Origin of the sequence: Robbsia andropogonis, from assembly GCF_000970345.1 — a bacterium.
GTDB classification, from domain to species: Bacteria; Pseudomonadota; Gammaproteobacteria; order Burkholderiales; family Burkholderiaceae; genus Robbsia; species Robbsia andropogonis.
The window spans coordinates 51,042-74,087 of the sequence record NZ_LAQU01000003.1 but is presented as its reverse complement, the minus strand read 5'-3'; the positions used below and the strand labels follow the sequence as shown (position 1 = coordinate 74,087).

The following is a 23,046-nucleotide window of genomic DNA, read 5'->3' as shown; positions in this document are numbered from 1 at the left end:
CCATGCATCAGAACATACGCTCTCCGGGCACCGGGGCGCTGACGCGAACGTATCGGCCTGACACGGTGCGCCATCTATTTGGCGGACCACCGCCTCAGGAGGATATGGATGTCAGTCCCGAACAGCGTGTTGGCGCGGTGGATCGACAGTGGCATGACGCCTTGCGCGCCGCTGATCGCGAGAAATGGGATATTGGCGCGGTGCAGTCCAAGCAATGCCGTAAGTCCGATGAGCGGCGTGCGCCGCCAGCGCAGCCACATGCTCCCGTTGCGGCGTATCTGGCGCGCGTGCGGCGGCGCGTTCCAGCTAATCGAGACGTAGCGCCTTCGTCCACCACTACCGTATCGTATTTGGACGTGGTCTCCCAGGCCGTCCCACGAGAATGGCGCTTCCAAACGGAGTACAGCCTGACGGAAGTGTTGCGCGGTCTGAGCTCTTGCAGTGCGCCCTTTACGCACGCCGCGCAGATTGCTGACGATCTGTTCGCGGTATCCGAGCATCCGCGGTTCACGCCGGCGAACCGTGAAATGCTGCGCAAGATTGGCAGTATGACGGATCAACTCGCCGGATTGGCAACGAATGCTTTCCGCATGCAAAGCGTCTGCAAGATGTTTGGCATTGCAGCCAACCTCCTGGAAGGCAAGCCGATGTTGCCCGGCGATGTCATTGACATCAATACCTTGAGCCGCAGCCTGACCTCCATCGAGCGAATGGCATCTCCGCTGTATGCCGGTGGAAATGAAAAAAGCAAAGGCACGACCACTGGAGCTGAAGGATACACGGCACAGCTTGCGGGTAAAGCGCGGGAAGTCCATCCCGTGAAAACGCAGGGCAACGGTCTGGCTACCTGGGATAACGCAAACGTGCCGGACGTGGAAGCGGGAATCACATCATTGGATCTGTTCTATCGCGAACCAGGAGAGACGTTGCTGACCGCGCCGGTCGCTGGTGCCGAGGAGCCGCATGTGATCAATGATCCGGATGCCGAAGAACCGCCCTTCGACGACGAGCAAGTCGACGAGTCAGTGCATGAGGAGCATGAGGAGCATGAGGAGGAACCGAACGAGCCAAGCGTCGCTTCGTCCTATGGAGGGGAACGCGTACGGGGAGGCGCGCCTTTCGGACGAAACGATCCGTCATCATCCTTCGACGATGTGACGGACGTCGTCACGAGGGAGATGCAGGTCATGCGCCGTATCTCCGAAAGTGTTCGCCCTGCGGTCGTGCAATGGACCAGCGTGCAATCGGTCCCCATGCGTAGGGGCGTGGGGCCCAATCCGCAATGGGAAATGTTCTCTCTGATTGACTACGTTGCACATGGCGTAGATCCGCGTGGGCGGGCCGAAGGTGAGTTTTTTACTGAAAATGGCAAAACCTATCTTTTACTGTCGGGGTATGCGATCGCGGTGAGGGAGCTGCTTCCAGGGGAGTGGCGGGTTGTCGATAATCATTGGCACGCGGAGTCGTCGGGGCGTGCCGCAGACCGATTTCCCCCTTTGCCATTGCGCGAGGTTGCCGGTCGATGGGCGCTGGAACAACCGGCAATGCAGGACGTTCAGGCCGCGCACGATGCGCCCGTTGGCGACGACGGGTATATCCGGTATCAGGGGCGAAAATTCATTGAAATGAATGGCAAGCGGATAGAGACATCGCTCAGGCGTATCGATGGTGAATATGGGATTGCCGATTTCGCGCGCAACGTGCCCGACGCCCTGCCTGGTGCTGACGCAATGCAAATAATACGATTAGCCGATGGGACTTGCTGGATAGAAGGAGAACTCGGCTATTACCAGTTGCGCTTCGATCTCGACATTAGCGAGTTCTATGTAATCGCACCGGACCGTTCGTCGGCAGGAGCGCCGCCACGCCGCGCCTTGGTCGATTTCGATGTGCACCGGCATCGATGGACGGCTTATGTGGAACGACGAGAGGTTGGTTACGAAGATTTCCTGACCACGCGCTATTTGCAAGTAGAGGAGCGCTCGGAAGGCACTGACGAAGTCGAACCGGATAGGGGGGATGCAAGCGCACCGTCTTCCTTTGAGCAATCGCTTGGCGCACAAAGCTCGCCACGCGACCGCAGTGGGCATGACTCGTTGAGTCGATCGCCCTTTCCCCTTTACGTTTCCAGAGAAACGGGGCTCGAAAGGGAGTTTGCTTTATTTGGACACTATGCCAAGCATATAAAGCGCTTCCCATTTTTCTCATCGCGAAATCCACGCATGGCAGTCCAGATACGGCGCAAATTACGGCGGGCATTACGCGACACCTTCGATGGCTTGAAAGCGACATCGATGATTGCGGCAAACCGGATGGACGCGGATGTCAAAGCGGAATTAACGCCTTTGGTACTGGGGTTAAGGCGTCGGCTCATCGGCCTTTATCCATCGGCCGAGCGTTGGTACAGCATGACGATTCAGGAAAAACAGTTCGAAGTTGCGGAGATGGTACGCGTGGCTTATAAAAAAGCAGCGGCTGGCATGTGGCCTTGCCTTACTGGATATTGCAACGAAATTGCGGATGTGGTGTTGAGTTCGTTGACGAGGGTCAGGCCGAAGCTTCGTGAAAACTTGATGCAAGTGGCCTTGTACGATCGAAGCCCGGCACGAAATACACACGTCATGCTGGTCTATGCCGACGATCCTGCCTCGCTAAGTGTATTTGGCGATCTTGCGACGCGGGACGTTCGCATCCAACGGCTAAGGACTGAATTGAATGAGGCATTCTTCTACGATTGGTTGCTGGCGCATAAGGACGATGTTTTGGTGATCGATGCATGGGCGACAAACAAGCTGCTTGATATCAGTGAAGCGACTTCGGCCGCAGTGGTGCGCAATGAATTGCTGCCCAATCTAGTGGAAGCGGGATTTGACCCGCATTTTCGGCCGCCAAATTTTTATGCTAAAGCGGTATTGCCGCTGCGTCCACTTGACATGCCGAGACCAAAACGTGCGGTTGACAGCGATCGTGTATTACCTGCCGCGCACGCGTCGTGGGAGCTACTCGCGCAGTGGGCGGTGACGGGACAGATACCCCAGGGGGCGTCAGCCGCGGCATTGAGCGGCGATTTGCGCGCCGCCGGCGATATTCCCGCGCTGGATGGCTGGCGACGGACGCAATTTCGTACGCTGGCGGCGGAGATCGACATCGGTTCCCGAAATGGGACAGCGGTTCAAGGCATTGATCGCAGGAGGTTGAAGATAATCGGGCACGCGGCGCTGGCGCTGCTGGCGTTGCCTAAGCGGGCAGGTATCGCTACCACGAATGCCACTGAGGCCACTGATGCGACTGATGCCGTTGATGCGACTGATGCCACTGATGCCACTGATGCCACTGATGCCACTGATGCCACTGATGCCACTGATGCCATCGATCCCCAATTGCGTGCGTACAAGCCTGCCGTCGCCCCTGATGGGAATGATCATTCAGCGATTCCGTTTTTCGGCAACCTCACTCGCGTGTGGATGCCCGACGGTCTGTACTATGCCGTGAGAGAGATTACGCCTGGACGCATTTTCATAGTCGATCCAGACGAGAGTCCTTTTGGTCGACCCCCTTTGCCGCCAATTCCGCTCGAGCGGAATGGCGCATTGTGGCGCGTTGCTTCTCATCAACCACGTGGCAAGCGTGGCGCTTCCGCAATCGTGGACGGCTGAATCTCTTTAAACGGAATGCATCGTCGATGCAGAGCGGACTCAGAGACATATCGCAATCCATCATTCAGAAAAGGTCGTTCAAACGAAAATTGACGCCGACCGTAGCGGTACATGACAGACCTCATACATTAAATGTCTTTGCATCGACGTAATGTGACGTAGGCAAATAAGATCATCAGATGCGCCGAAATAAACACAATGGCAGCGGCGCATGTCGGCGAGGTTGGTCGAATGGTCGATAGCTTGGGGCTCGCTTTTCCGGCAGGCTTTTGTTGGTGGCGTGTATTCCTTACGTGAACGGTCGAGATGGCATGCGGGCTGCGGCATGACTGTTGTTCAACCGAAGCCGGTGCCTCCAGAGGCAGCCAAAATAAAAAGCATTCCTTATAACCTTCGGTTAACTGACGCGCCGGCTTTGATTTCTATATTGTTATTCCGTGCACTACGGCTCCTTCATTGAATGGCGATCACGCGGCGGTTTTTGCAGTAAAGCCGATATTGGTGAGTGACGTTGAAAATTTTGTTATGCAAATTGAATGCGAAAGAGATTCAGAAATACCTGCATGGCAGGGAAATAGGAAAAAACTGTTAGGAGAGAACGGATGAGTGCAACGCAGATGGACATTGAAAACCAATACCCTATCCCGCTGTATCGCTTCAAGGTAACCGTCGGCGATCTTGGTGACATGGCCTTTGCAGGCGTTTCCGGCCTGGAATTGGCGTTCGACACGATCGAATATCGCGACGGTGCGGGGGGGTGGTTTCGGATGCCGGGTCAACGGCAAACTATTAATTTGACATTGCGGCGAGGGTTGTTCAAAGGCGATAAGAAGCTCTACGACTGGATTAACAGCATCACGCTGAATCGCGTGGAAAAGCGCGACATCTCGGTCAGCCTTACCAACGAGGTGGGAACCGAGATATTGGTGGCATGGAACGTAGCCAATGCGTTTCCGACCAAGCTCAGCGCGCCGAGTTTCGATGCGACAAGTAACGAAATTGCGGTGGCTGAGATGTCTTTGATGGCGGATCGGGTAACGATGTCAATGCCCTGACGCATTGCCTCAGTAATTTCGCCTCTGCCGCCGCGCAAATGCGGTGTGCCTTTGTAATATCGCTGAAAAAGCGTGCGCCACGTTGCGCGTTCGCGTGATGAAAAAAATATTTTTATTGAGGGAATATATGGATAAGTACTCGACGCCTGGCGTGTTTGTCGAAGAAGTAAAGAACCTGTCGCTTTCAATCGCAAGTGGTGAAACGGCGATCCCGGTCATTGCGGCATCTACTGAAGACTTTACGCTTTTAGAAGCGGGGGCGGGGATCGATTACTTTGAGGTGAACAGTTGGCTTGATGTTACCGCGCGCGCGGGCGGTAATGCGTCGGCGGTGCGCGTTGCAATGGCGAAGGTGGAAGCGGGGAACCCGGCATCGGGGCGTGAAATTGACGCGGTAACAGAGGCGGGCGAGAAGTACATTGCGTCTGTAGCGACGCGCCAGTTGGGGCAGGCAAACTGGGCGGAAAAGGTTAAACCGGCCAAGGACTTGGCTAATAAGGCAGCCGCGACCGAGGATGGCATTGCAGATTTGAAAAAGACCACGCTCGGGCAGTCTTTGGAAGCGTTCTTCGTCAATGGCGGCGGTAGGGCCTATGTCTGCAAGGCAGACAGCGTGGGAACAGCTGTAGGTCTCTTATCCGACGTAACGTTGTTAGTCGAGGCAGGAGCGAACCTGAATAAACAGGTTGTCGCGCGAGTCTGCACCGAGAAAAGCGGAATTTTTGGTGTGCTTGATGCGAGAAATGTCCCGCCTTCCAGCGACGTCACTAGTGTTCTACCAACCGACATAGGCGAAAACGATAACGTTGCATTCTATTATCCATGGTTTAAATCGGCCTCGCAGCACGACACGGCTCCCAGCGCCGTGATGGCGGGCATTTACGCGAAAGTGGATGCCGAGCGAGGCGTGTGGAAGGCGCCGGCGAATGTAGCGGTTCAGGGCGTCGTGCCTAAATACGTCGTCACGGACAATCAACAAGCGAAACTGAATGACCACACGACGCCGATCAATGTTATCCGAAGCTTCGGCGCAGGCACGCCGCTGGTTTGGGGCGCACGGACTGGGAAAAAGGCGTCTCCGTTCCGCTATATCCCTGTGCGGCGACTGTTCAATGCCATGGAGCGCGACATCAAGAAGACAATGAAACAAGCCGTGTTCGAGCCCAATACGTCTGCCACTTGGGAGAAAGTGCGCTCGGCCATCGACAACTATTTGCATGAGATTTGGCGCCAGGGCGGATTGATGGGCGAAAAGCCAGGCGACGCTTATCGTATCTCGATTGGAGAAGGCGTCACGATGACCGCCACGCAGATTCAACAGGGCCAGATGATCGCGGAAGTTGCCGTTGCTCCAACGCGTCCAGCAGAGTTTGTCGTTCTGCGCTTCAGCGAGAAGATGCAAAGCATTTGACGGATTGAAAGATTTTCTTTCTCTCAATATTTTTTTTATGATAAGTCATGCTAAATATACTGAATGTATAAATAGCAAAAATGACATGAAATATCGAAGCGGGATATTTTCGAAATTTTATAGCTGGAGTGATGTATGAGTGCTACGCAGGACGATATCGAAAATCAATACCCCATTCCACTTTATCGATTCAAGGTAACGGTAGGCGACCTGGGGGATATGGCGTTTGCCGCAGTGTCCGGTTTGGAGCTGGCCTTCGATACGATTGAGTACAGGGACGGTACCGGCGGCTGGTTTCGTATGCCCGGGCAGCGTCAAACCATCAACATGACATTGCGGCGCGGTCTCTTCAAGGGCGATAAGAAGTTATACGAATGGATCAACAGCATCTCTCTGAATCGCGTTGACAAGCGGGATATTTCGGTCAGCCTGACCAATGAAACTGGAACGGACGTGTTGGTGACGTGGAACGTGGCAAATGCGTTTCCAACCAAACTGAGTGCGCCTAGCTTTGATGCGACGAGTAACGAAATCGCCGTTGCGGAGCTGTCGTTAATGGCCGATCGACTGACTGTGCAGGTTGCAAACTGAGGCTTTTGGCAGCCAGTGCGACGACGATCGGTTTCGCGCATGCCATGCATGCTATTGCATGCATGTCCGTGTGACATTCGGGCACTGGGTCGATGAAGATGACATACCTTAAAGAGATGACGAGATAAGACATGACCAATTACAAGGTGCCCGGCGTATACGTCGAGGAAATGAAAAGCGTATCACTGAGCGTTACCAGTGGTGAGACTGCAATTCCGGTGTTTGCGGCGAAAAGTGAGGATTTTAAATATTTTAAAAAAGACGCAGACGGTGGGGATTCGTATTTCGAGGTTGAATCCTGGCTGGCTGTGGTGCACAGGGCGAACACTTTGGCGGATGGTGCGTTCCCCACCGCGATGACGGGCTCCGCTGCCGCGAGGACTGTCTTTGCGTCTTTGCTGTATAGGAGCTTGCAAGCATATTTCGCAAACGGTGGCGGGCGTGCTTACGTGTGCGAGGCTTCTAAACTTGAGGCGGTTGTTCCCTGTTTGCCAGATGTTACGCTTTTGGTGCAGTCCGGCGTAGGAGATGAGTTGAAAGGGGGGCAACTCACATCCGTACTTAAAGAATCCGTCGGTCTCTTTGTTATCCTGGATGCCGGTAATGGCGCCATTGATATGGCTCCGATAACGAGAGAAAAGATAAATTCGGAGTTGACCATGTTGGGGCTGACGCCAGTAAAGAACGAAAGCGCCGCATTCTATTACCCCTGGTTCAAATACGGTCCCGATTCGAGCGCGCTCGTCCCACCTAGCGCGGTCATGGCGGGCATCTATGCAAAGGTCGATGGCGAGCGCGGCGTGTGGAAGGCCCCGGCAAACATCGCGGTGGAAGGCCTCAGTCTGGCGCGGGACGTGTCCGACCTGGATCAAGCTCAGCTGAACACCCATACGACCCCAGTGAACGTCATCCGTCGCTTTGGTAACGGTGCACCAACCGTATGGGGCGCCAGGGTAGCTGACAGCACCTCCGAACTGAAGTACGTGCCAGTACGCCGTCTATTCAACGCGTTGCAGCGTGATATCAAACGCGCGATGAAGCTGGCCGTGTTCGAGCCGAATACATCCGCCACGTGGGAAAAGGTCCGTTCTTCGATTGACAATTATCTGCACGAGATTTGGCGGCAGGGCGGTTTGATGGGCGTCAAGCCGGAAGACGCATACCGTATTTCGATCGGACGAGGCATTACGATGAGTGACGACGATATCAAGCAAGGGAAAATGATTGCCGAAGTCGCTGTAGCACCGGCCCGTCCGGCTGAGTTCATCATTCTGCGGTTCAGTGAAAAGCTGCAAAAGTCCTGACATTCAGCTCGAAAGCGTTGGAAAACGTGCGCTATCGAACGACACGTCGGTGTATGTGGCGTGCTGCGGACGCAGCGGCACGCGGTTTGCGTGATTCCCACGGCACTCGGCCATGGTAAGCGAAATACGAGAGGAGTGAAGGCAATGGCCGAAGACCACGGTAGTAGGCATCACAAAACTGTGGTGCCTACTATGGCGAATATACGCACGCAAGCCGGGCATGGCGAGTCGTGCTCGGTCCCACCTATCGATGAACGGTCCGAAAAAAAACGGAACGATTTTCTGATGCCTCCAACCCGATTTTAGGCGGGCGAAAACGAGATCAAGAGAACGTCGCGGCGCTACTGCGATATATCGAACCGCTGGATCTGCTGCTGCAGCGCGCGGTACACCGCGTGGATGCCGCGCCGGACGACAAGTTGGGCCTGCGGACGATGGTCATGCCGCCACATATCGTCGATCAACAGTTAGTCAAGCTCAACGGTTGCCCATTTTGGGCGCGACAACTCGGCGATGGTCTGGATGCGCCGAAGCACGATCGCTTTAGTTCGGTACTGTCGCAAGACGCACTGAGTTCGATCGACCCAGACACCCCGCTAGGACAGTTGGTAAGTCGCTTCAGGCTTGATGCGTTACAGGTTAACTTGCTGTTGCTTAGCGCGATGCCGATGATCGACAGACGTTACGCCGCGTTGTTCAGTTTCGCGCAGCAGGACAAACCAAATCTGGAATGGCCCACCTTGGATTTGGCCCTTACGCTGTTAGGTATTGAAGGTGAAGCCCGTATTACCGCACGTACTTCACTGGGCGTGGACGCACCCATTTTTTTGCATCAACTCATCGTGGGCAGCGCACCGAAGAGTGCTGCCTGGGCGGTGGAGTTGCGTTGCGATCCGGCTGTTTTTGCGTTCCTTATAGGTGGCAAATCCACATGGCAGGACCCGGCGGCGAGCTGGCTCGATGCTGCGCGTTATAGATACGATGATTTTCACCACGGCCCCATGGTCGCGCGTATGTCCGAGGCCATGGATGTTTCCAGAGACGCCAATCAGGCAAGCCCGATACTCGTATACCGCGGCGACCTGCACCAGGACGCATGCGCGGCATGGATCAAAGCTGCCGAAAGGGCTGGTCAGCGTGCGCTGGCGTTGGATTGTGAGTTATTGCCTGAGGGCGATCTCGATCTGGTGCGTCTGATAAAACAATGCTGCCGTGAGGCGACAATGTACGGCGCATGGCTGTGGGTACGAAATGCCGATGTACTCGAGAACAGAAAGCCAGGCAACTGGCAATACGCGGCGCAAGGCTTGGAGCAATACGCAGGACCGCTAGCGCTTTCGCTTTCTGCTAGCGATAGCCTTGTGTGGTTGGGACAACGTCCACATCAAATCGAGGCACTGCCGCAAGTAGAAGTGGTTGACATCGCGCGCATGCTTGAGCGGACGATTGCGGCGGCGGCTGGCGATTGTCCGGTGTCCGAGGAAACATGTATGTCATTGGCCGCGCGTTTCAGGCCTTCGCCGCAGACCGCCGGGCCAGCGGTTCAAGAGGCATTGCTATATCACACAAGAGAAGGCGCGAAAACGCCGTTGACGACAGACGCGTTGCGGCGCGCGTTTTCCTTGCGTTCACAGCGCCATTTTGGAAAGCTGGCGCAGCGTATTGTTCCGCGTCTTGGACTGTCGGAGGTCATGCTGTCGGTGGACGTGCGCCAGAGAGTGGAGGAGTTGCTATGCGCGGTTCGTCAGCGCGAAGCAGCGTTGGCAAAAGGGTTCGCGCGCAAGGTTGGTCGAGCAACCGGGATTGCGGCAATGTTCCACGGCGGCTCCGGCACGGGTAAAACATTGACTGCGGAAGCCCTGGCGCATCATTTGGGTGTGGACTTGATAAAAATCGATTTGTCGACGGTGGTGAATAAATTTATTGGTGAGACGGAGAAGAATCTATCGCGCATTTTTGATTTGGCGAGCGCTGATGCAGGCGTGCTTTTCTTCGATGAAGCTGATGCGTTATTTGGCAAACGTTCGGAAACAAAAGATGCGCATGATCGACATGCAAATATTGAGGTTTCCTACTTATTGCAGAGAATGGAAAGCTTTCCTGGTCTGATCGTGATGTCGACGAATCACCCCGACCATTTGGACGAGGCGTTTTCTCGGCGAATAGCGTTCATGATCGAGTTTAAGCATCCTGATAGAGAAACGCGCCGTCGATTATGGGCGTCAGCCTGGCCGGCAGGCGTGACGGTGTCCGACGAGGTTTCGTTTGATGAGCTAGCGGACATAACCGATCTAGTCGGCGGGAATATCAAGAACGTTGCATTACTGTCGACATGGATGTCGATGGAGTCTGGCGCGCCTTCGGTTGGGCGCGATGTAGTGTTCACGGCGATTGCTCGGGAGTTCGAGAAACTCGGACGGCTCTGGTTCAGATAGCACCGGCATGCTGCCTGGATTGGGAGCGCTGCGTATCCGAAGCAGTTTTTCCAGACGCGCACGATGCAAACAAGATGGAACGACAGGAGAGCTTGAGCAATGATAAAGGAAAAAGTAGACCCATTGGGGGGGGCATCGGAGAATTTGTTGTCGTCAGTGAGTTATCGCCTCGCCGATCGCGTGATACGCCGAATGAAAGATCAACTGAAAAGCGATTTGTATGAGGGGCGCGGTGATAGGCTAGCGGGCGCCACGAATACTGAGATTAAATATACATTCGAAATCCCAAGTAGCAAGGCACAAGGCAAAAACACGCTGATTAGTTTGTTTTTGTACGATGTTCATGAAGATAGCGCGTTGCGCCATAGTGCGATGCCGATTGGCCGTACGCGATATCCTCTCTCGGCGGGAAAGCGGCCAATCAGATTGTGCTATTTGATCACGTGTTGGTTTCCCGTGAGCATCGAGAATGCTCAGATCCAGTCCGATGAAGCGTACGCGATGCGCATTAGCGATGCGCTTTTGACCGCGCTGATCGGCTTGCGCGGTGATCCGCTGATTCCCGACGCCTACTGTCGCATTCTGCCACCTTCTGAAAAACTGTTCAGCCTTGGCCAATTTTGGCAGGCGTTAGAGGATTCACATCCGCGCTTGACGTTCGGCCTGACGATTACCGTGCCGTATGCACCCGCGCAGCAGCCGGCGACGCCGGGCGAGGTTGGTCAAATCGTTCTGAAGGGCATGACGGAGAATGGCCTGACGCCGCAAGTGACTGCTGAAGCGGAATACACGGCGCGCTTGATTCTGAATGTACTGGAGTTTTCTAAAAATTCCGGGTCTCATGACATACAGAGTGACAAACGTAATCTGCCGTTTAAAACTGCAACTACCCTCAAAGACGCAGAACGGCAATTGCTGGACGTTTTGTCCCAGGAGGCAAAGCAATGGCGTGATCCTTCTGAGGCGCACAGCTTGCTTGGTCTCCGTTCTATTTCCCTGAAAGACGCGATTGATTACGACGCGTTTATCCGACATTTGGAAAACCGTGCCAACACCGTGCGATGGCGCAATTCGGATGTCGAAGGCGTGTTGCCTTGGGATGTTGCGGTAAAACGGGCGCTTACCCGCGTTGGCTTGCGGGCGGCGGATATCCCCGAGGTAATTACACCGATATTGTCGAATCTGGCGACGCACGCCTGGACAGCGTGGTGTCAGGGGCGTGCTGACCGTATGCCAGCAGACGTCGACGGGGCGATTGGCGAGCCCACTTTAGCCGCCGGGTCTACCGTGCGAAACGACATCGTTTCCACGTCCGACAATGTGTATTTATCCGCTCTTGACGTTATGGCTCTGGCTGGTTTGTTCGGATGCGTGGCACTGGCGCAAAGCTTGGGCGTGCCGTTGGGTGAGGCATCGCGTCTGAACCAGGAAGGAGGCCATTGATGGCGAACAATGTGATGGGCCGGGCGTTGACGACAGTCACGAAAGCGGTGGAAGAAATTATCAATTCGGCGTTAGCCGAAAAGAAAATTGTGTGTCATTCCGACAGTTGTGTGACCTTTCGCGTCCCTACTACGGTGACAAAGCAGAAAGTCAGCGTATTTCTGTATGACGTGCATGAGGACTTGGATGTTCGTCTCGGTGAGGCCCGAGAATCCGAGGGAAGTACAACCCACTGGAAGCCTTCCCGAATATTCCTGCGATTTTCTTATCTGATTACCTGCTGGCGGACAAAAAACGATGAAGGGGGCGTGGAGCTGGACCCTGTGGCGACGGATCGCGACTCGCCCGCACTTCGGATTCCGCAAATCGTGCTCGATGCATTGCTACGGCACAGAACGCTCAAGACAATACCGGGTGCATTCTGCCGCGTACTGCCCCAGTCCGAAAATCTCGATGCACTCGGGCAATTCTGGCAAGCGCTAAAAGGCAATAATCCTCGCCTGTGCATGAGCTACGCTGTCACCGTACCGGTGGAGATTCCTGTCGGTGCCGCGGCAGAACCGGTCTGGCCCGTTGTCGAGATCGATGGCACCGTTAGCATCGACCGACCGTTCCTTGCTGCCTGGGAGCGAGCGCTTGAGACGGTGGGTGCGCGTTTGGGCATCGAGGCCGGATGGAAGATGGGCGCTCCTAGGCGCTTCGACAAGCGCGATTTTTTGCGAATCCGTGATGCCTTACGTAACGACGAGGGGCCGTTTGCCGGCATGCTTGCCTCGCTGACTGTGCTAATGACTTCCTTTATTGCCCTAGCCAGGACGATTGATCCAATTGCGCTGAACGACGGATGCGAACAGATTGCCGACCCCCAACCGCTGGCTGAAAGGCTATTGCAATCAATACGTCAATTGCATCTTGACATGGCTGAGAGCAACACGCCGTCCCCCACGCACAACATGGCGGATGACGCGCTGGTTGCGGAAACGGATTCCAACGACGATGCGGATTACGCTATGTTGCTTTTTGCCACCAAGCTCATTTCCGTTTTTAAAAACGAGCGTCCTCGTAGGCTCCTGCTCACGCAGGCGGAGCGTTCAGCGCGGTTGAGGAAGGGGCAACCCGATAAGGAGTCGATGCTGGCCTACCTGTTGCTGGCGACCTGCCGTACGAAATCCCAGGTTGCTGTAACCGTGGCACTTGTGGTGGCCTGGTTGGAGGAGGGCGAAGATGCGCCGACGGATACTGACGGTTAAGAGATACGTCTATGGCGCAATCTCAAACGCGTCGTATTATCACATGGCCGAATGCAAATTAATAAAATCCGGGCTCGCCGGGCGGGCGCGTCTTGAAGCGTTTGTGCACCCAGTAATATTGTTCGGCCATGGCGGGAATGTGTTCCTCGAGGAACGCATTCATCCGGCGGGCATCCGCTACATCGTTATCCGTCGGATAATTCTGCCACGGCGCGAAAATTTTGAGCCGGTAACCGTGGTAGTTCGGCAACACCTCGCAAATAAACGGCAAAACCTGCGCATGGCCTGCCTTGGCCATCCGGGACACGCTGGTGAGCGTGCACGCCTCGACACCAAAGAAGGGTACGAACGCCGAATTCCGCTCGCCATAGTCCATATCCGCCCCGAGCATGACCGGCTTCCGAGCGCGGAGCATCCTCATGACGGCACGCGCGCTATCGGCGCGTGACACCATTTCCGCGTTGAAACGTCCGCGCGCTTCCTTGGCGATACGATTGACCTCTGGATTTGAGAGCGGCTGATAGAGCGCCCCGCATGGGCGATTAAGCGCGTGATTGAGGAAAATCGAACCAGCCTCGATTCCGACGAAGTGCATCCCTAAAAAAATCGTCGGTGGCATGTCGGGATTGGCCAAATCGATGGCGCTGTCAATCTGAATTAATTTCTCCAGTTTGCGTGCACTGCCGAACCACTGCACGCTCCGCTCGATATAGCTTCGGATGGCATGCTGAAAAGTTTGCCGCGCGATACGTTCCCGGTGAGCGTCATCCCACTCCGGGAAGCACAATTTAAGGTTGATGTGAACGACTTGACGCCGGCGGCTCGGGATCAGGTACAGCAAAGTCCCCAGTCCAGCGCCAAATCGGGCGACGAGGCCATATGGCAATACGGCGAGAAAGCGAAGCAATCCGATCGCGAATGAAGTGCCAAGGCGTGTAAACATAGTGGCAAAATTGGTGACCGTCCGGCCTGCGGGATAATTAAGTCAGCCGGATCGAGCGCAGAAAAAGCAAAGTCGCTATAATAATGCCTAACACCATCTTCGCCGAGTTAACGGACAACTTGCGGGGCGAAGGCGGTCCATGGGGTCGAGCAATGTCATATTGTCGGCATCCCACGGATCGCGAAAAAACCGCTAAAGCGTCGCCGCTTTGCAGCCTCACGAGGATTTAGCTCTCTCGTAAAGTAAAAAAGTCGGCTACGTGATGCACCAAATGTCCTCTCGTAACCGATTAATGCTTTATGGAGCGTTGCAAAGTGTCAAACGATTATCTGTTTACTTCCGAATCCGTCTCTGAAGGTCATCCCGACAAAGTTGCCGACCAGATATCCGATGCGATCCTGGATGGCATCCTTGCACAGGATAAATACGCACGCGTTGCTGCGGAAACGCTGTGTAACACTGGTTTGGTGGTCCTTGCCGGCGAAATTACCACCACGGCTAATATTGACTACATCCAGATTGCCCGCGATACGATCCGAAAGATTGGTTACGACAATACCGATTTCGGTATTGACTACAAAGGCTGCGCGGTGTTGGTTGCGTACGACAAGCAATCCCCGGATATTGCCCAGGGCGTGGACCGGGCGCACGACAATAACCTTGATCAAGGCGCGGGCGACCAAGGCTTGATGTTCGGCTATGCATGTGATGAAACCCCGGAACTGATGCCTTTGCCGATTTATCTATCGCATCGTTTGGTCGAGCGCCAGGCGGACCTGCGTCGCGATGGTCGGCTGAACTGGCTCCGCCCGGATGCAAAGTCGCAGGTTACCGTGCGTTATGTCGACGGCAAGCCCCACTCCATCGATACGGTTGTGTTGTCGACGCAACACTCTCCAGACATCGAGCTCGGTCGTCTGAGAGAAGCGGTCATCGAAGAAATCATCAAGCCGGTCATGCCGAAAGAATTGATCAAGGGCGATATAAAGTTCCTGGTTAATCCAACCGGCCGTTTTGTCATTGGCGGTCCGCAGGGCGATTGCGGTTTGACCGGCCGTAAAATCATCGTGGATACATACGGTGGTGCGGCGCCCCATGGTGGCGGCGCGTTTTCCGGAAAGGATCCGTCGAAGGTGGATCGCTCGGCAGCGTATGCTGGCCGTTACGTGGCAAAAAATATCGTTGCCGCAGGCTTGGCGTCGAAGGCTTTGATCCAGGTATCGTACGCGATCGGTGTGGCTGAGCCGACGTCGGTCATGGTAAATACGTTTGGGACAGGCAAGGTCGCTGACGAGATCATCACGAAGCTGGTGCGCGAGCACTTCGATCTGCGTCCAAAGGGTATCGTCAAGATGCTCGACCTGCTGCGACCGATTTATCAAAAGACCGCCGCGTATGGTCACTTTGGACGTGAAGAACCGGAATTCACCTGGGAAGCAACAGACAAGGCAGCCGCTCTGGCGGAGGCCGCAGGTACCAAGCGCTGATTTTGTCATGCGGTTTTGTTCCCATCGCAGGGGCGGCGGGAATGTTTGTGCGCCATGTGACTATTTAGCATGGCGCATTTGCTTTAAGGGGCAGGGGCGACGATCGGGCTGCCGCTGCCCACTTTGGGGATCGCCTCAGCGACGCACCGGAACAATCGCCTGGACACGGAAATCGTGATGCGTTCCCACGGTGAATCCGGCTAGACGCAGATTGTCTTCCAACGCTGTTATCAGAGCACTTACCGATGGAAAGCTTGCGAGATCCAGCACCCTGGTATCGCCCCATGGTTCCAACAATACCGATACTTCGCGGTAATGCCGGAGGTATTTCCCGAACGCCCTCTTACTCATATGAGTCAGGTCTTGCTGGCTGACGCCGTGTTCGGACAGCGACCCAAAAATAAGACAATATTCTGGATCCTCGGCGTACAGTAAGGTGACATGAACGATGCCTGTTCCAGGCAGATCAAGCACTGCTAACTGCAGCACATGCCCCTGCAATGCAGGGTCAGATCATTACTTTATTATTGATGATAAAGGCATCCTTATGACCGTATCGTCGGGCACCTAGCCATGTGGACAGGATAAAAAAACGACTCGCGGAACACGCGCAGTGTGACAAGCCTGAGCGCTGTCGTACTGTTCAGGCAGCGTGAGTCAAGTCATCGACGGCCGATATGTGCGCGCTTACGTGCATAGCCGAAATAAACGAACAGCCCCGCTAACACCCAGATTGCAAAAGCGATCCAGGTCAGTGTCTGTAACTGCATGAGTAAAAACAAGCACATCACAATGGACACGCCGGGAATCCAGGGCACGCCTGGGCATCGGAAGCCGCGATGAAGATCTTTATGCGTATGGCGCATTACGATGACTGATACGGATACCATTGCAAAAGCAGACAACGTACCGAAATTGACTAACTCAGCAAGTTTTTGCAAAGGCACTAGGGCGCCGATGAGGCCAAACACAAGACCAACAAGCCAAGTTGCCAGATAGGGCGTCTTAAAACGGTGGTGGACTGTCGAAAGGGCCGGCGGCAGCAGTCCGTCGCGCGACATGGCGAATAACAAACGGGTCTGTCCGTAAGCCATGACCAACATGACTGTCAGCATTCCCACGACGGCGGCTAAATCGATACATCCGGCCATCCAGTTCACCCCGATTTGCTGAAAAGAAAGGGAAACCGGGTGGGCAATGCCAGCAAAATTCTGCCAAGGTGTGATGCCTGTCAGGACTGTGGTAACTCCGATGTATAAGATCGTGCATACGAGCAGCGATCCGATGATGCCAATCGGCAAGTCTCGTTTCGGGTTTTTTACCTCTTCCGATGCACCGCTTACCGCATCAAATCCGATATAGGCAAAAAACATGATGGCAGCGGCTTGGAACACCCCGGAAATGCCCATGGGCAGGAACGGGCGCCAGTTTTCAGGCCGCACATGAAACGCGCCAACACCGATCACGAGCAGTACGACGCCGATCTTTATGGCGACCATTACGTTGTTGACTTTAGACGTGCTATGGATACCAATAGCTAATAGCGACGTAATCAACATTACTACTAGAAATGCGGGCAGATTAAAGAGTGTCGCTACACCAGGGATTGACCCCGGTGCAGCCTGCAATGCGATAGGCACCGAGATACCAAAGCCGCTGAGCAAGGATTGGAAGTAGCCGGACCACCCGATTGAAACCGCTGAGACTGCGAGGCCATATTCTAGTGCAAGGATCCAACCCATTAGCCAAGCAGCCAATTCTCCTATGGCGATATAGGTATAGGTGTAGATCGAGCCCGCTACCGGAATCGAAGACGCGAACTCAGCGTAAGACAGTGCCGCCAAGCCGCAAGCCAATGCTGCGACAATAAATGAAAGGCTTAGGCCCGGACCGGCCATCATCGCACCGGTACCTGTCAAGACGAATATCCCTGTGCCGACAATGGCACCAATGCCAAGCATGACAAGGTCAAGCGCTCCAAGGGAGCGCTGCAGGCAAGGCCGCGCCGCGTTGTTTGGGTGTTGATGCCCCGATGCCTCTCCAACAGGCTTTGTCCTGAGCAGTTGCGACAAAAAATACATTGCACTCGCCGTTAAAGAATGAAGTGGTGGAAGGAAGATGATCGTCGCTTGGAAGATTCTAAGTGTTTCGCAATGCATATTACATATTGCATCTTGCATCTTGCAAAGCGAGAAAGATAGCGGTCGAAATCCGGATCATCGAATCCATCGTGCTCCCCTATTGATTAAGTCATTGTCCCGTTGTCCCTTACTGCAAAGCGCAACGTTGCAAGATCAAATGTTAGGTCATGCGGACGACTGTCGGATTGCGTCTGGATTGGTTATTTTTAGGGAACGGAATAAGGGGTGGCTAGATAAACGGAGGGCGAGGTGAGCTGTCGAAATTCTGCTACAAATGGAAGTTGCGAAAAGTGCGAGGAATGTACTGCAGCCAGGATTAAGGAATACGATTGGAATGTCGACAATGATGCCGCCTTGCTTCAACTCGAGGCAAGTCGTGCGTGGCGCCATACAGGGATGGAATGGAAGGAGGGCGATGGCCGCAGCAGGTTTTGCGATTTCCTGGATCATATCGCAGCGTTTCTGGACGCCGCCGGAAAAATAAAAGACGCTGGTGGTCCACCCCTCGATAAGTTGATCGAGAGATTGACGCAAGCCACGTGGGATATGCACGCACCGACGCCGCTCGCCGAGCCTGCTCAGATCGCGGAGGCCACACGGATTCTCGACAATGAGATCGTACCGACGGTGAATGGAATTGCAAGTACCGTCGGCCAAGTTGCGGCGAAGCCTTTAAAGACGGCCGCTATGAAGGTCGCAGCGCACCGGCGGGATATTTTGAACGATCATAAAGAAATATCTTCCGAGTTTCAGCAATACCGTGCGAGGGTGACCGCGGCGCATATGCAGTCTGCCGCCAGCGCGGCCCTGCCAAAGTTTGGGCGCCCGAATAGCGCCGCTCGGGCAAGACGCGCCCAGCAGCGCGCCAGCGCGACAGCGCCGCTGAGTGGGCAAAAGGAAGGGGGGGCGTCAACGGGAGCGATACCGAAGGTGCGGCGCCATGGACGCGGGAGCGATGGCCATGACGTGGGTCGGTATCGGGAAGATATGAGCGGGTCCGGGTATCAGGCAGATCATCGATCCAGGTTCAGCGCGGCTGAACGGATCTCCGCGCTCGTTACAGGTCGGGGGCGCTACGAATTCGGTTCGTTTAACGATTCGCCTTTCGAGGGCACGCCGTTATCTTATCCGCGGCTAAATCTCGGACTTGATACCCGATACGGACAAGATATGTTTTCAGCGCCAAGTGATCATTTACGCGCGCACACTTTCTCGAACATGAATTCGACAACAGACGATTCACGGAACGTCTATGTGGAAAGCCGTTCGGGGCGAGCAAACCATGCGAGTCTCGCTACTCGACGTTGAATACGGCATGCGATGTAGCGCCGGACATGCGGTCTCGATAATGAAGCAGGGCGACAAGATAACCATGTGTTTCTGCGAAACGGGATGTGGAAATGCTTATTGGTGACACCGTTCGATGTTTGTCGTCTTATTTCGGAAAGTAAGTGCTTTGGTGGGGGCTGATGTATAAGACGTATTCCGGGAGTGAGACACAAACGCTGTTAAGGCGCTGTGAGAGCGGCAGTGGACATACGGAGATTGATACGTTGCCGATGCCCGATTCTGGTGTTTTCAGCGGGCTGGCGGATGATGTCTCCAGTCGAGATGGGGTAGAGGAGTCAGTTGAGGCTGATCCGACGTGGGACGATGTGAAGCAGTTTCTTGATAAAAACGGCGTGCATGTTTCCAATACTGGTTCAAACGTGTTTACCTTGGGCATCGAGGATTTACTGCGCAAGACGCACCGCATGACAACGCCATTGGTATTTGATTCATTCGAGGACGATGAGGTGTCGCGCTACTATCTTGGGTTGCGAGTAATCGCGGCGTATGAGGCTGTGTTTTTTCGTAACTTGGATAGCGATCTCGCGGTTTTTCTTACATCAAAGCCAAAGCCGAACTCAGGAAGCAGAAAAATAAGCGCGGACGAAGTCGACGCTTGGTTGAATGGCTGTTTTTTCTTGCGGTGGATCCGCAGGTGAGGCTGATTCAGAGGAATATTTCATCTCGCAAATTCCTGTGCGCTATCGTTTGGGCCTAAAGCGCGCTTTTGGTGTCCTTCTGCTTGATCACGATTTAACGTTGTCATTGATTGCCTTTGAGCGACTAAAAAATTACGCTTTTCATCATGTCGAGGATCATGCCAGACGACGCGGAATTTGCCGGGTTGCCAAAGATAATGTGGCTAAGGCTCGGTCGACACACCCAGAGACTGACTATATGGCGGAGTCGGATTTCTATGCGTTGTCGCGTTTTTCCGTCAGCATTCCGGCAGAGGCTGGCGCAATCCGTCTGCGTGGTGTTGTTCAAAATGATTGGCTATGTGTGCCGCGAGCCTTGGGCAATGATCCTCTCGATTTTTCGGCCATGTATGCTGACGCTTTGGAGCAGCTGAAGGAAAGTATCGATACGGACAAAGATTGGCCGATGTTAAAGATTGGCTTGATTGATAAAATATTCCGTCGATTGCGTGACCTTGCGAAAGCGGAGGCGCGGGGAGCCAATGATGAAGAGGAGCACGCGTTCGATCGTTATTCGTCGCTACGCGAACACGCGATCACAACCATTTTTAGTCTGTTTAATATGGCATTCATCGCCCGATACGGCGAGAAGGAAAAAGAGATTGCCGATGCCATCGAGAGGCTGAGGCAAAATAACGAAAAGACTAAAAACCAGGGGAAATCGACGTTTTCGTCACGGGCCATATTTAACGAGGAACGTTCGACAGAGTGTTCGTACAGGGAGTTCTTGGTCGTCGGCGCGCCTTTGCGTTATATAGACGGATTGCTTCCACTTTCGCGACTCGGCATCAGTGATCCCTGGGAGTTGGCGAATTTGGCGTGTGCGATCCTGAAACATCCTGCCGATATTTTCGCCACGAGATTTCGAGCCGACTTCAAATACGATCCAGCGCGTTATGCCGCTACTTACGAAAAAAGGCCTGATCAGCGCGAGGAATACGATAAATTCAGGAAAGAACAAAGACGTGACGAGCAACTGTGGTCGATCTGTTTCGTGTTCGGCGCAGTGATAAGTAGTGTCGCGCCAAGTCGATCGCAGTATAAATATGTGGTGGCGGAGGCGGAAAAAGCCGCAAGGCGTGCCGCCTCGGATCACGCGCGTGAGGAAAGCCGATATCGACGGGCGGTGGGTATAGCGACTTTCCACGCAGTACTCCCCTTCCTCGGCGACATCGTTCATGATCTGACAAAAGTCAAGCCGCGCTTCACGAGCGATACGATTTTCCAGTGCGCCTACTGGAAGAACGCGGTTGACATCACGCTTAGGCATGTCCAAACAATGCAGTTTGAACATCGATATACCCACGCTGTCATCAACCGCACCAGGATCGATCAACGAAAACGAATGCCCGGGGGTGAATGGTCGCCGTCCGAGCGTATCGCGGGACATAACCTCCTTCCTCCCGGCACCAATAGGGAAAACGTCATTTTTAGCCATGGACGCAGTGACATAAGCGAACACACGCGATACCGGAATGGTTTGATGTCGGAGCGGCCACTCTCCAGTCGCGCAATATTGCCAGAGGAGCCGCCGTATCAGCCAGGTCCAAGTGGTCGTTATCCGACGTTAACACTTAGTCGGCCCGCACCTGAATAAACGCTTTCGTCACAAAAACTTTGCTACAATCGGGGACCTTCCGAGGAGCGTTGCGACGGGTTTTGCCCGCCAGGCTCGGAAAACGGGGTTTCCGGCCCGGCGGCACTCTACATGGTGCTGCCTATACCGCCCGGGTCAACGGCCAGGAAATGGCCGCAACGGCGCTCACGTCTTGATTTCTATCCACTTTAGAAAAGGAGGCGTGATGAACGCTGCCGTATTGAAATCCTCCCCGAACACCGAAGCCGTCATTGCCGATATCGCACTGGCCGGCTGGGGCAAGAAAGAAATCGCGATCGCCGAGACAGAAATGCCCGGTCTGGTGTCGATTCGCGACGAATTTCGCGGCGCGCAGCCGTTGAAGGGCGCACGTATCGCCGGCTCGCTGCATATGACAATCCAGACCGCGGTCCTGATCGAAACGCTCGAAGCACTGGGCGCGGATGTCCGCTGGGCATCGTGCAATATTTTCTCGACGCAAGATCACGCCGCCGCCGCTATCGCCGCGAACGGCACCGCCGTGTTTGCGGTGAAAGGCGAGACACTCGACGAGTATTGGGATTATGCGCACCGCATTTTCGAATGGCCGAACGGTGAATACGCGAACATGATCCTCGATGACGGTGGCGACGCCACGTTATTGCTGGTCCTGGGCACGCGCGCGGAAACGGACCCTTCGGTGATCGCCAACCCGACGAATGAAGAAGAAACCGCCCTCTACAAGTCGATCAAGACCTGGTTGGCGAAGGATCCACACTGGTATTCGGTGCGTCTGAAGGCCATTCAGGGCGTGACCGAAGAAACCACGACGGGCGTACATCGTTTGTACCAGATGGAGCGCGAAAACCGTCTGCCGTTCCCAGCGATCAACGTCAATGACTCGGTCACGAAATCGAAGTTCGACAACCTGTATGGTTGCCGTGAGTCGCTGGTCGACGGCATTAAGCGCGCAACCGACGTGATGATCGCCGGTAAGATCGCGGTGGTGGCCGGCTACGGTGATGTTGGCAAGGGGTGCGCACAGTCGTTGCGTGGCTTGGGCGCCACGGTCTGGGTGACGGAAATCGATCCGATCTGCGCACTGCAAGCGGCGATGGAAGGCTATCGGGTCGTGACGATGGACTACGCGGCATCGCGTGCGGACATCTTCGTGACGGCCACCGGTAACCTGCACGTGATCAACCACGATCACATGAAGGCGATGCGCAACCAGGCAATCGTCTGCAATATCGGTCACTTCGATTCAGAAATCGATGTGGCTTCCACGCGTCAGTACGAGTGGGACAACATCAAGCCGCAAGTCGATCACATTGTGTTCCCGGACGGCAAGCGCATCATCATGCTGGCCGAAGGTCGCCTGGTGAACCTGGGCTGCGGCACGGGGCACCCGTCGTTCGTCATGTCGAATTCGTTCACGAACCAGGTGCTGGCACAAATCGAATTGTTCACGCAAGGCGACAAGTACGAAAACAAGGTGTACGTGCTGCCAAAGCATCTGGATGAGAAGGTTGCTCGTCTGCACCTGGGCCGCATTGGCGCCGAATTGACGGAACTGTCGGACACACAAGCGAAGTACATCGACGTGTCGAAGGCAGGGCCGTTCAAACCGGCGCACTATCGCTACTAATCCGCGTTGCACGCGGGGAGCGTGTGCGCCGGAGCAGGGTCGCCTCGTCGTGATCGGCAGCGATTCAAGTCGGCGCGTT

Annotated in this window: 16 protein-coding genes and 1 riboswitch; of the genes, 13 read left to right on the top strand and 3 right to left on the bottom strand. The window is 54.7% G+C overall.

The features are described 5' to 3' along the window. The first annotated feature begins 2 nt into the window (after positions 1 to 2). The 8 genes from WM40_RS03935 to WM40_RS03900 all read left to right on the top strand — a co-directional run bounded on the left by WM40_RS03935 (position 3) and on the right by WM40_RS03900 (position 13,145). Positions 3 to 3,656, top strand: coding sequence for a hypothetical protein (locus WM40_RS03935; RefSeq protein ID WP_052738160.1), 3,654 nt, complete (start codon positions 3 to 5; stop codon positions 3,654 to 3,656). A gap of 602 nt (positions 3,657 to 4,258) precedes the next feature. After that, positions 4,259 to 4,711, top strand: a complete 453-nt coding sequence (locus WM40_RS03930) for a phage tail protein (RefSeq protein ID WP_024903427.1) — start codon at positions 4,259 to 4,261, stop codon at positions 4,709 to 4,711. 97 nt (positions 4,712 to 4,808) lie between these two features. After that, on the top strand, positions 4,809 to 6,122 hold the full coding sequence (locus WM40_RS03925; RefSeq protein ID WP_082102418.1) for a phage tail sheath family protein: 1,314 nt from the start codon (positions 4,809 to 4,811) through the stop codon (positions 6,120 to 6,122). Between the two features lie 135 nt (positions 6,123 to 6,257). After that, complete coding sequence (locus WM40_RS03920; protein WP_024903425.1) at positions 6,258 to 6,713, top strand: phage tail protein; 456 nt, start codon at positions 6,258 to 6,260, stop codon at positions 6,711 to 6,713. Between the two features lie 131 nt (positions 6,714 to 6,844). Next, the gene (locus WM40_RS03915) at positions 6,845 to 8,017 is read left to right on the top strand and encodes a phage tail sheath family protein (RefSeq protein WP_046152228.1); all 1,173 of its coding nucleotides are present in this window, start codon (positions 6,845 to 6,847) and stop codon (positions 8,015 to 8,017) included. A 395-nt stretch (positions 8,018 to 8,412) separates the two neighbouring features. Continuing rightward, positions 8,413 to 10,452: an ATP-binding protein gene (locus WM40_RS03910; RefSeq protein WP_052738158.1), complete on the top strand. Its 2,040-nt coding sequence runs from the start codon at positions 8,413 to 8,415 to the stop codon at positions 10,450 to 10,452. A 99-nt stretch (positions 10,453 to 10,551) separates the two neighbouring features. Beyond that, positions 10,552 to 11,895 carry a Pvc16 family protein gene (locus tag WM40_RS27655; protein WP_082102417.1) on the top strand — a complete coding sequence of 448 codons (1,344 nt, stop codon included), beginning with the start codon at positions 10,552 to 10,554 and terminating at the stop codon, positions 11,893 to 11,895. Continuing rightward, positions 11,895 to 13,145 (top strand): Pvc16 family protein, encoded by a 1,251-nt coding sequence (locus WM40_RS03900; RefSeq protein WP_024903421.1) that lies wholly within the window; start codon positions 11,895 to 11,897, stop codon positions 13,143 to 13,145. The genes WM40_RS27655 and WM40_RS03900 overlap by 1 nt, the downstream gene beginning before the upstream one ends. A gap of 58 nt (positions 13,146 to 13,203) precedes the next feature. Here WM40_RS03900 and WM40_RS03895 read toward each other — a convergent pair whose 3' ends face one another. After that, entirely contained in the window at positions 13,204 to 14,088 is an 885-nt protein-coding gene (locus tag WM40_RS03895; protein WP_024903420.1) for a lipid A biosynthesis lauroyl acyltransferase, read from the bottom strand. 314 nt (positions 14,089 to 14,402) lie between these two features. Between WM40_RS03895 and metK the strand changes: the two genes are divergently transcribed. After that, the gene (metK, locus tag WM40_RS03890) at positions 14,403 to 15,575 is read left to right on the top strand and encodes a methionine adenosyltransferase (RefSeq protein ID WP_024903419.1); all 1,173 of its coding nucleotides are present in this window, start codon (positions 14,403 to 14,405) and stop codon (positions 15,573 to 15,575) included. A 135-nt stretch (positions 15,576 to 15,710) separates the two neighbouring features. On the opposite strand, the gene WM40_RS03885 is transcribed toward metK, so the two are convergent. Continuing rightward, a complete protein-coding gene (locus tag WM40_RS03885; RefSeq protein ID WP_024903418.1) occupies positions 15,711 to 16,064 on the bottom strand; it encodes a hypothetical protein in 354 nt (117 codons plus the stop codon). A 173-nt stretch (positions 16,065 to 16,237) separates the two neighbouring features. Beyond that, on the bottom strand, positions 16,238 to 17,656 hold the full coding sequence (locus tag WM40_RS03880; RefSeq protein WP_024903417.1) for an amino acid permease: 1,419 nt from the start codon (positions 17,654 to 17,656) through the stop codon (positions 16,238 to 16,240). 414 nt (positions 17,657 to 18,070) lie between these two features. Here WM40_RS03880 and WM40_RS03875 point away from each other — a divergent pair, with 414 nt between their 5' ends. The 4 genes from WM40_RS03875 to ahcY all read left to right on the top strand — a co-directional run bounded on the left by WM40_RS03875 (position 18,071) and on the right by ahcY (position 22,967). Beyond that, the gene (locus WM40_RS03875) at positions 18,071 to 19,024 is read left to right on the top strand and encodes a hypothetical protein (protein WP_157685700.1); all 954 of its coding nucleotides are present in this window, start codon (positions 18,071 to 18,073) and stop codon (positions 19,022 to 19,024) included. Between the two features lie 245 nt (positions 19,025 to 19,269). Then, entirely contained in the window at positions 19,270 to 19,704 is a 435-nt protein-coding gene (locus WM40_RS03870) for a hypothetical protein (protein ID WP_157685699.1), read from the top strand. Then, on the top strand, positions 19,670 to 21,340 hold the full coding sequence (locus tag WM40_RS03865) for a hypothetical protein (protein ID WP_157685698.1): 1,671 nt from the start codon (positions 19,670 to 19,672) through the stop codon (positions 21,338 to 21,340). Before WM40_RS03870 ends, WM40_RS03865 begins: the two co-directional genes overlap by 35 nt. Before the next feature lie 36 nt (positions 21,341 to 21,376). Further along, a riboswitch (S-adenosyl-L-homocysteine riboswitch) is annotated at positions 21,377 to 21,514 on the top strand. Positions 21,515 to 21,545: 31 nt separating this feature from the next. Beyond that, the gene (gene ahcY, locus WM40_RS03860; RefSeq protein ID WP_024903414.1) at positions 21,546 to 22,967 is read left to right on the top strand and encodes an adenosylhomocysteinase; all 1,422 of its coding nucleotides are present in this window, start codon (positions 21,546 to 21,548) and stop codon (positions 22,965 to 22,967) included. Positions 22,968 to 23,046 lie beyond the last annotated feature (79 nt).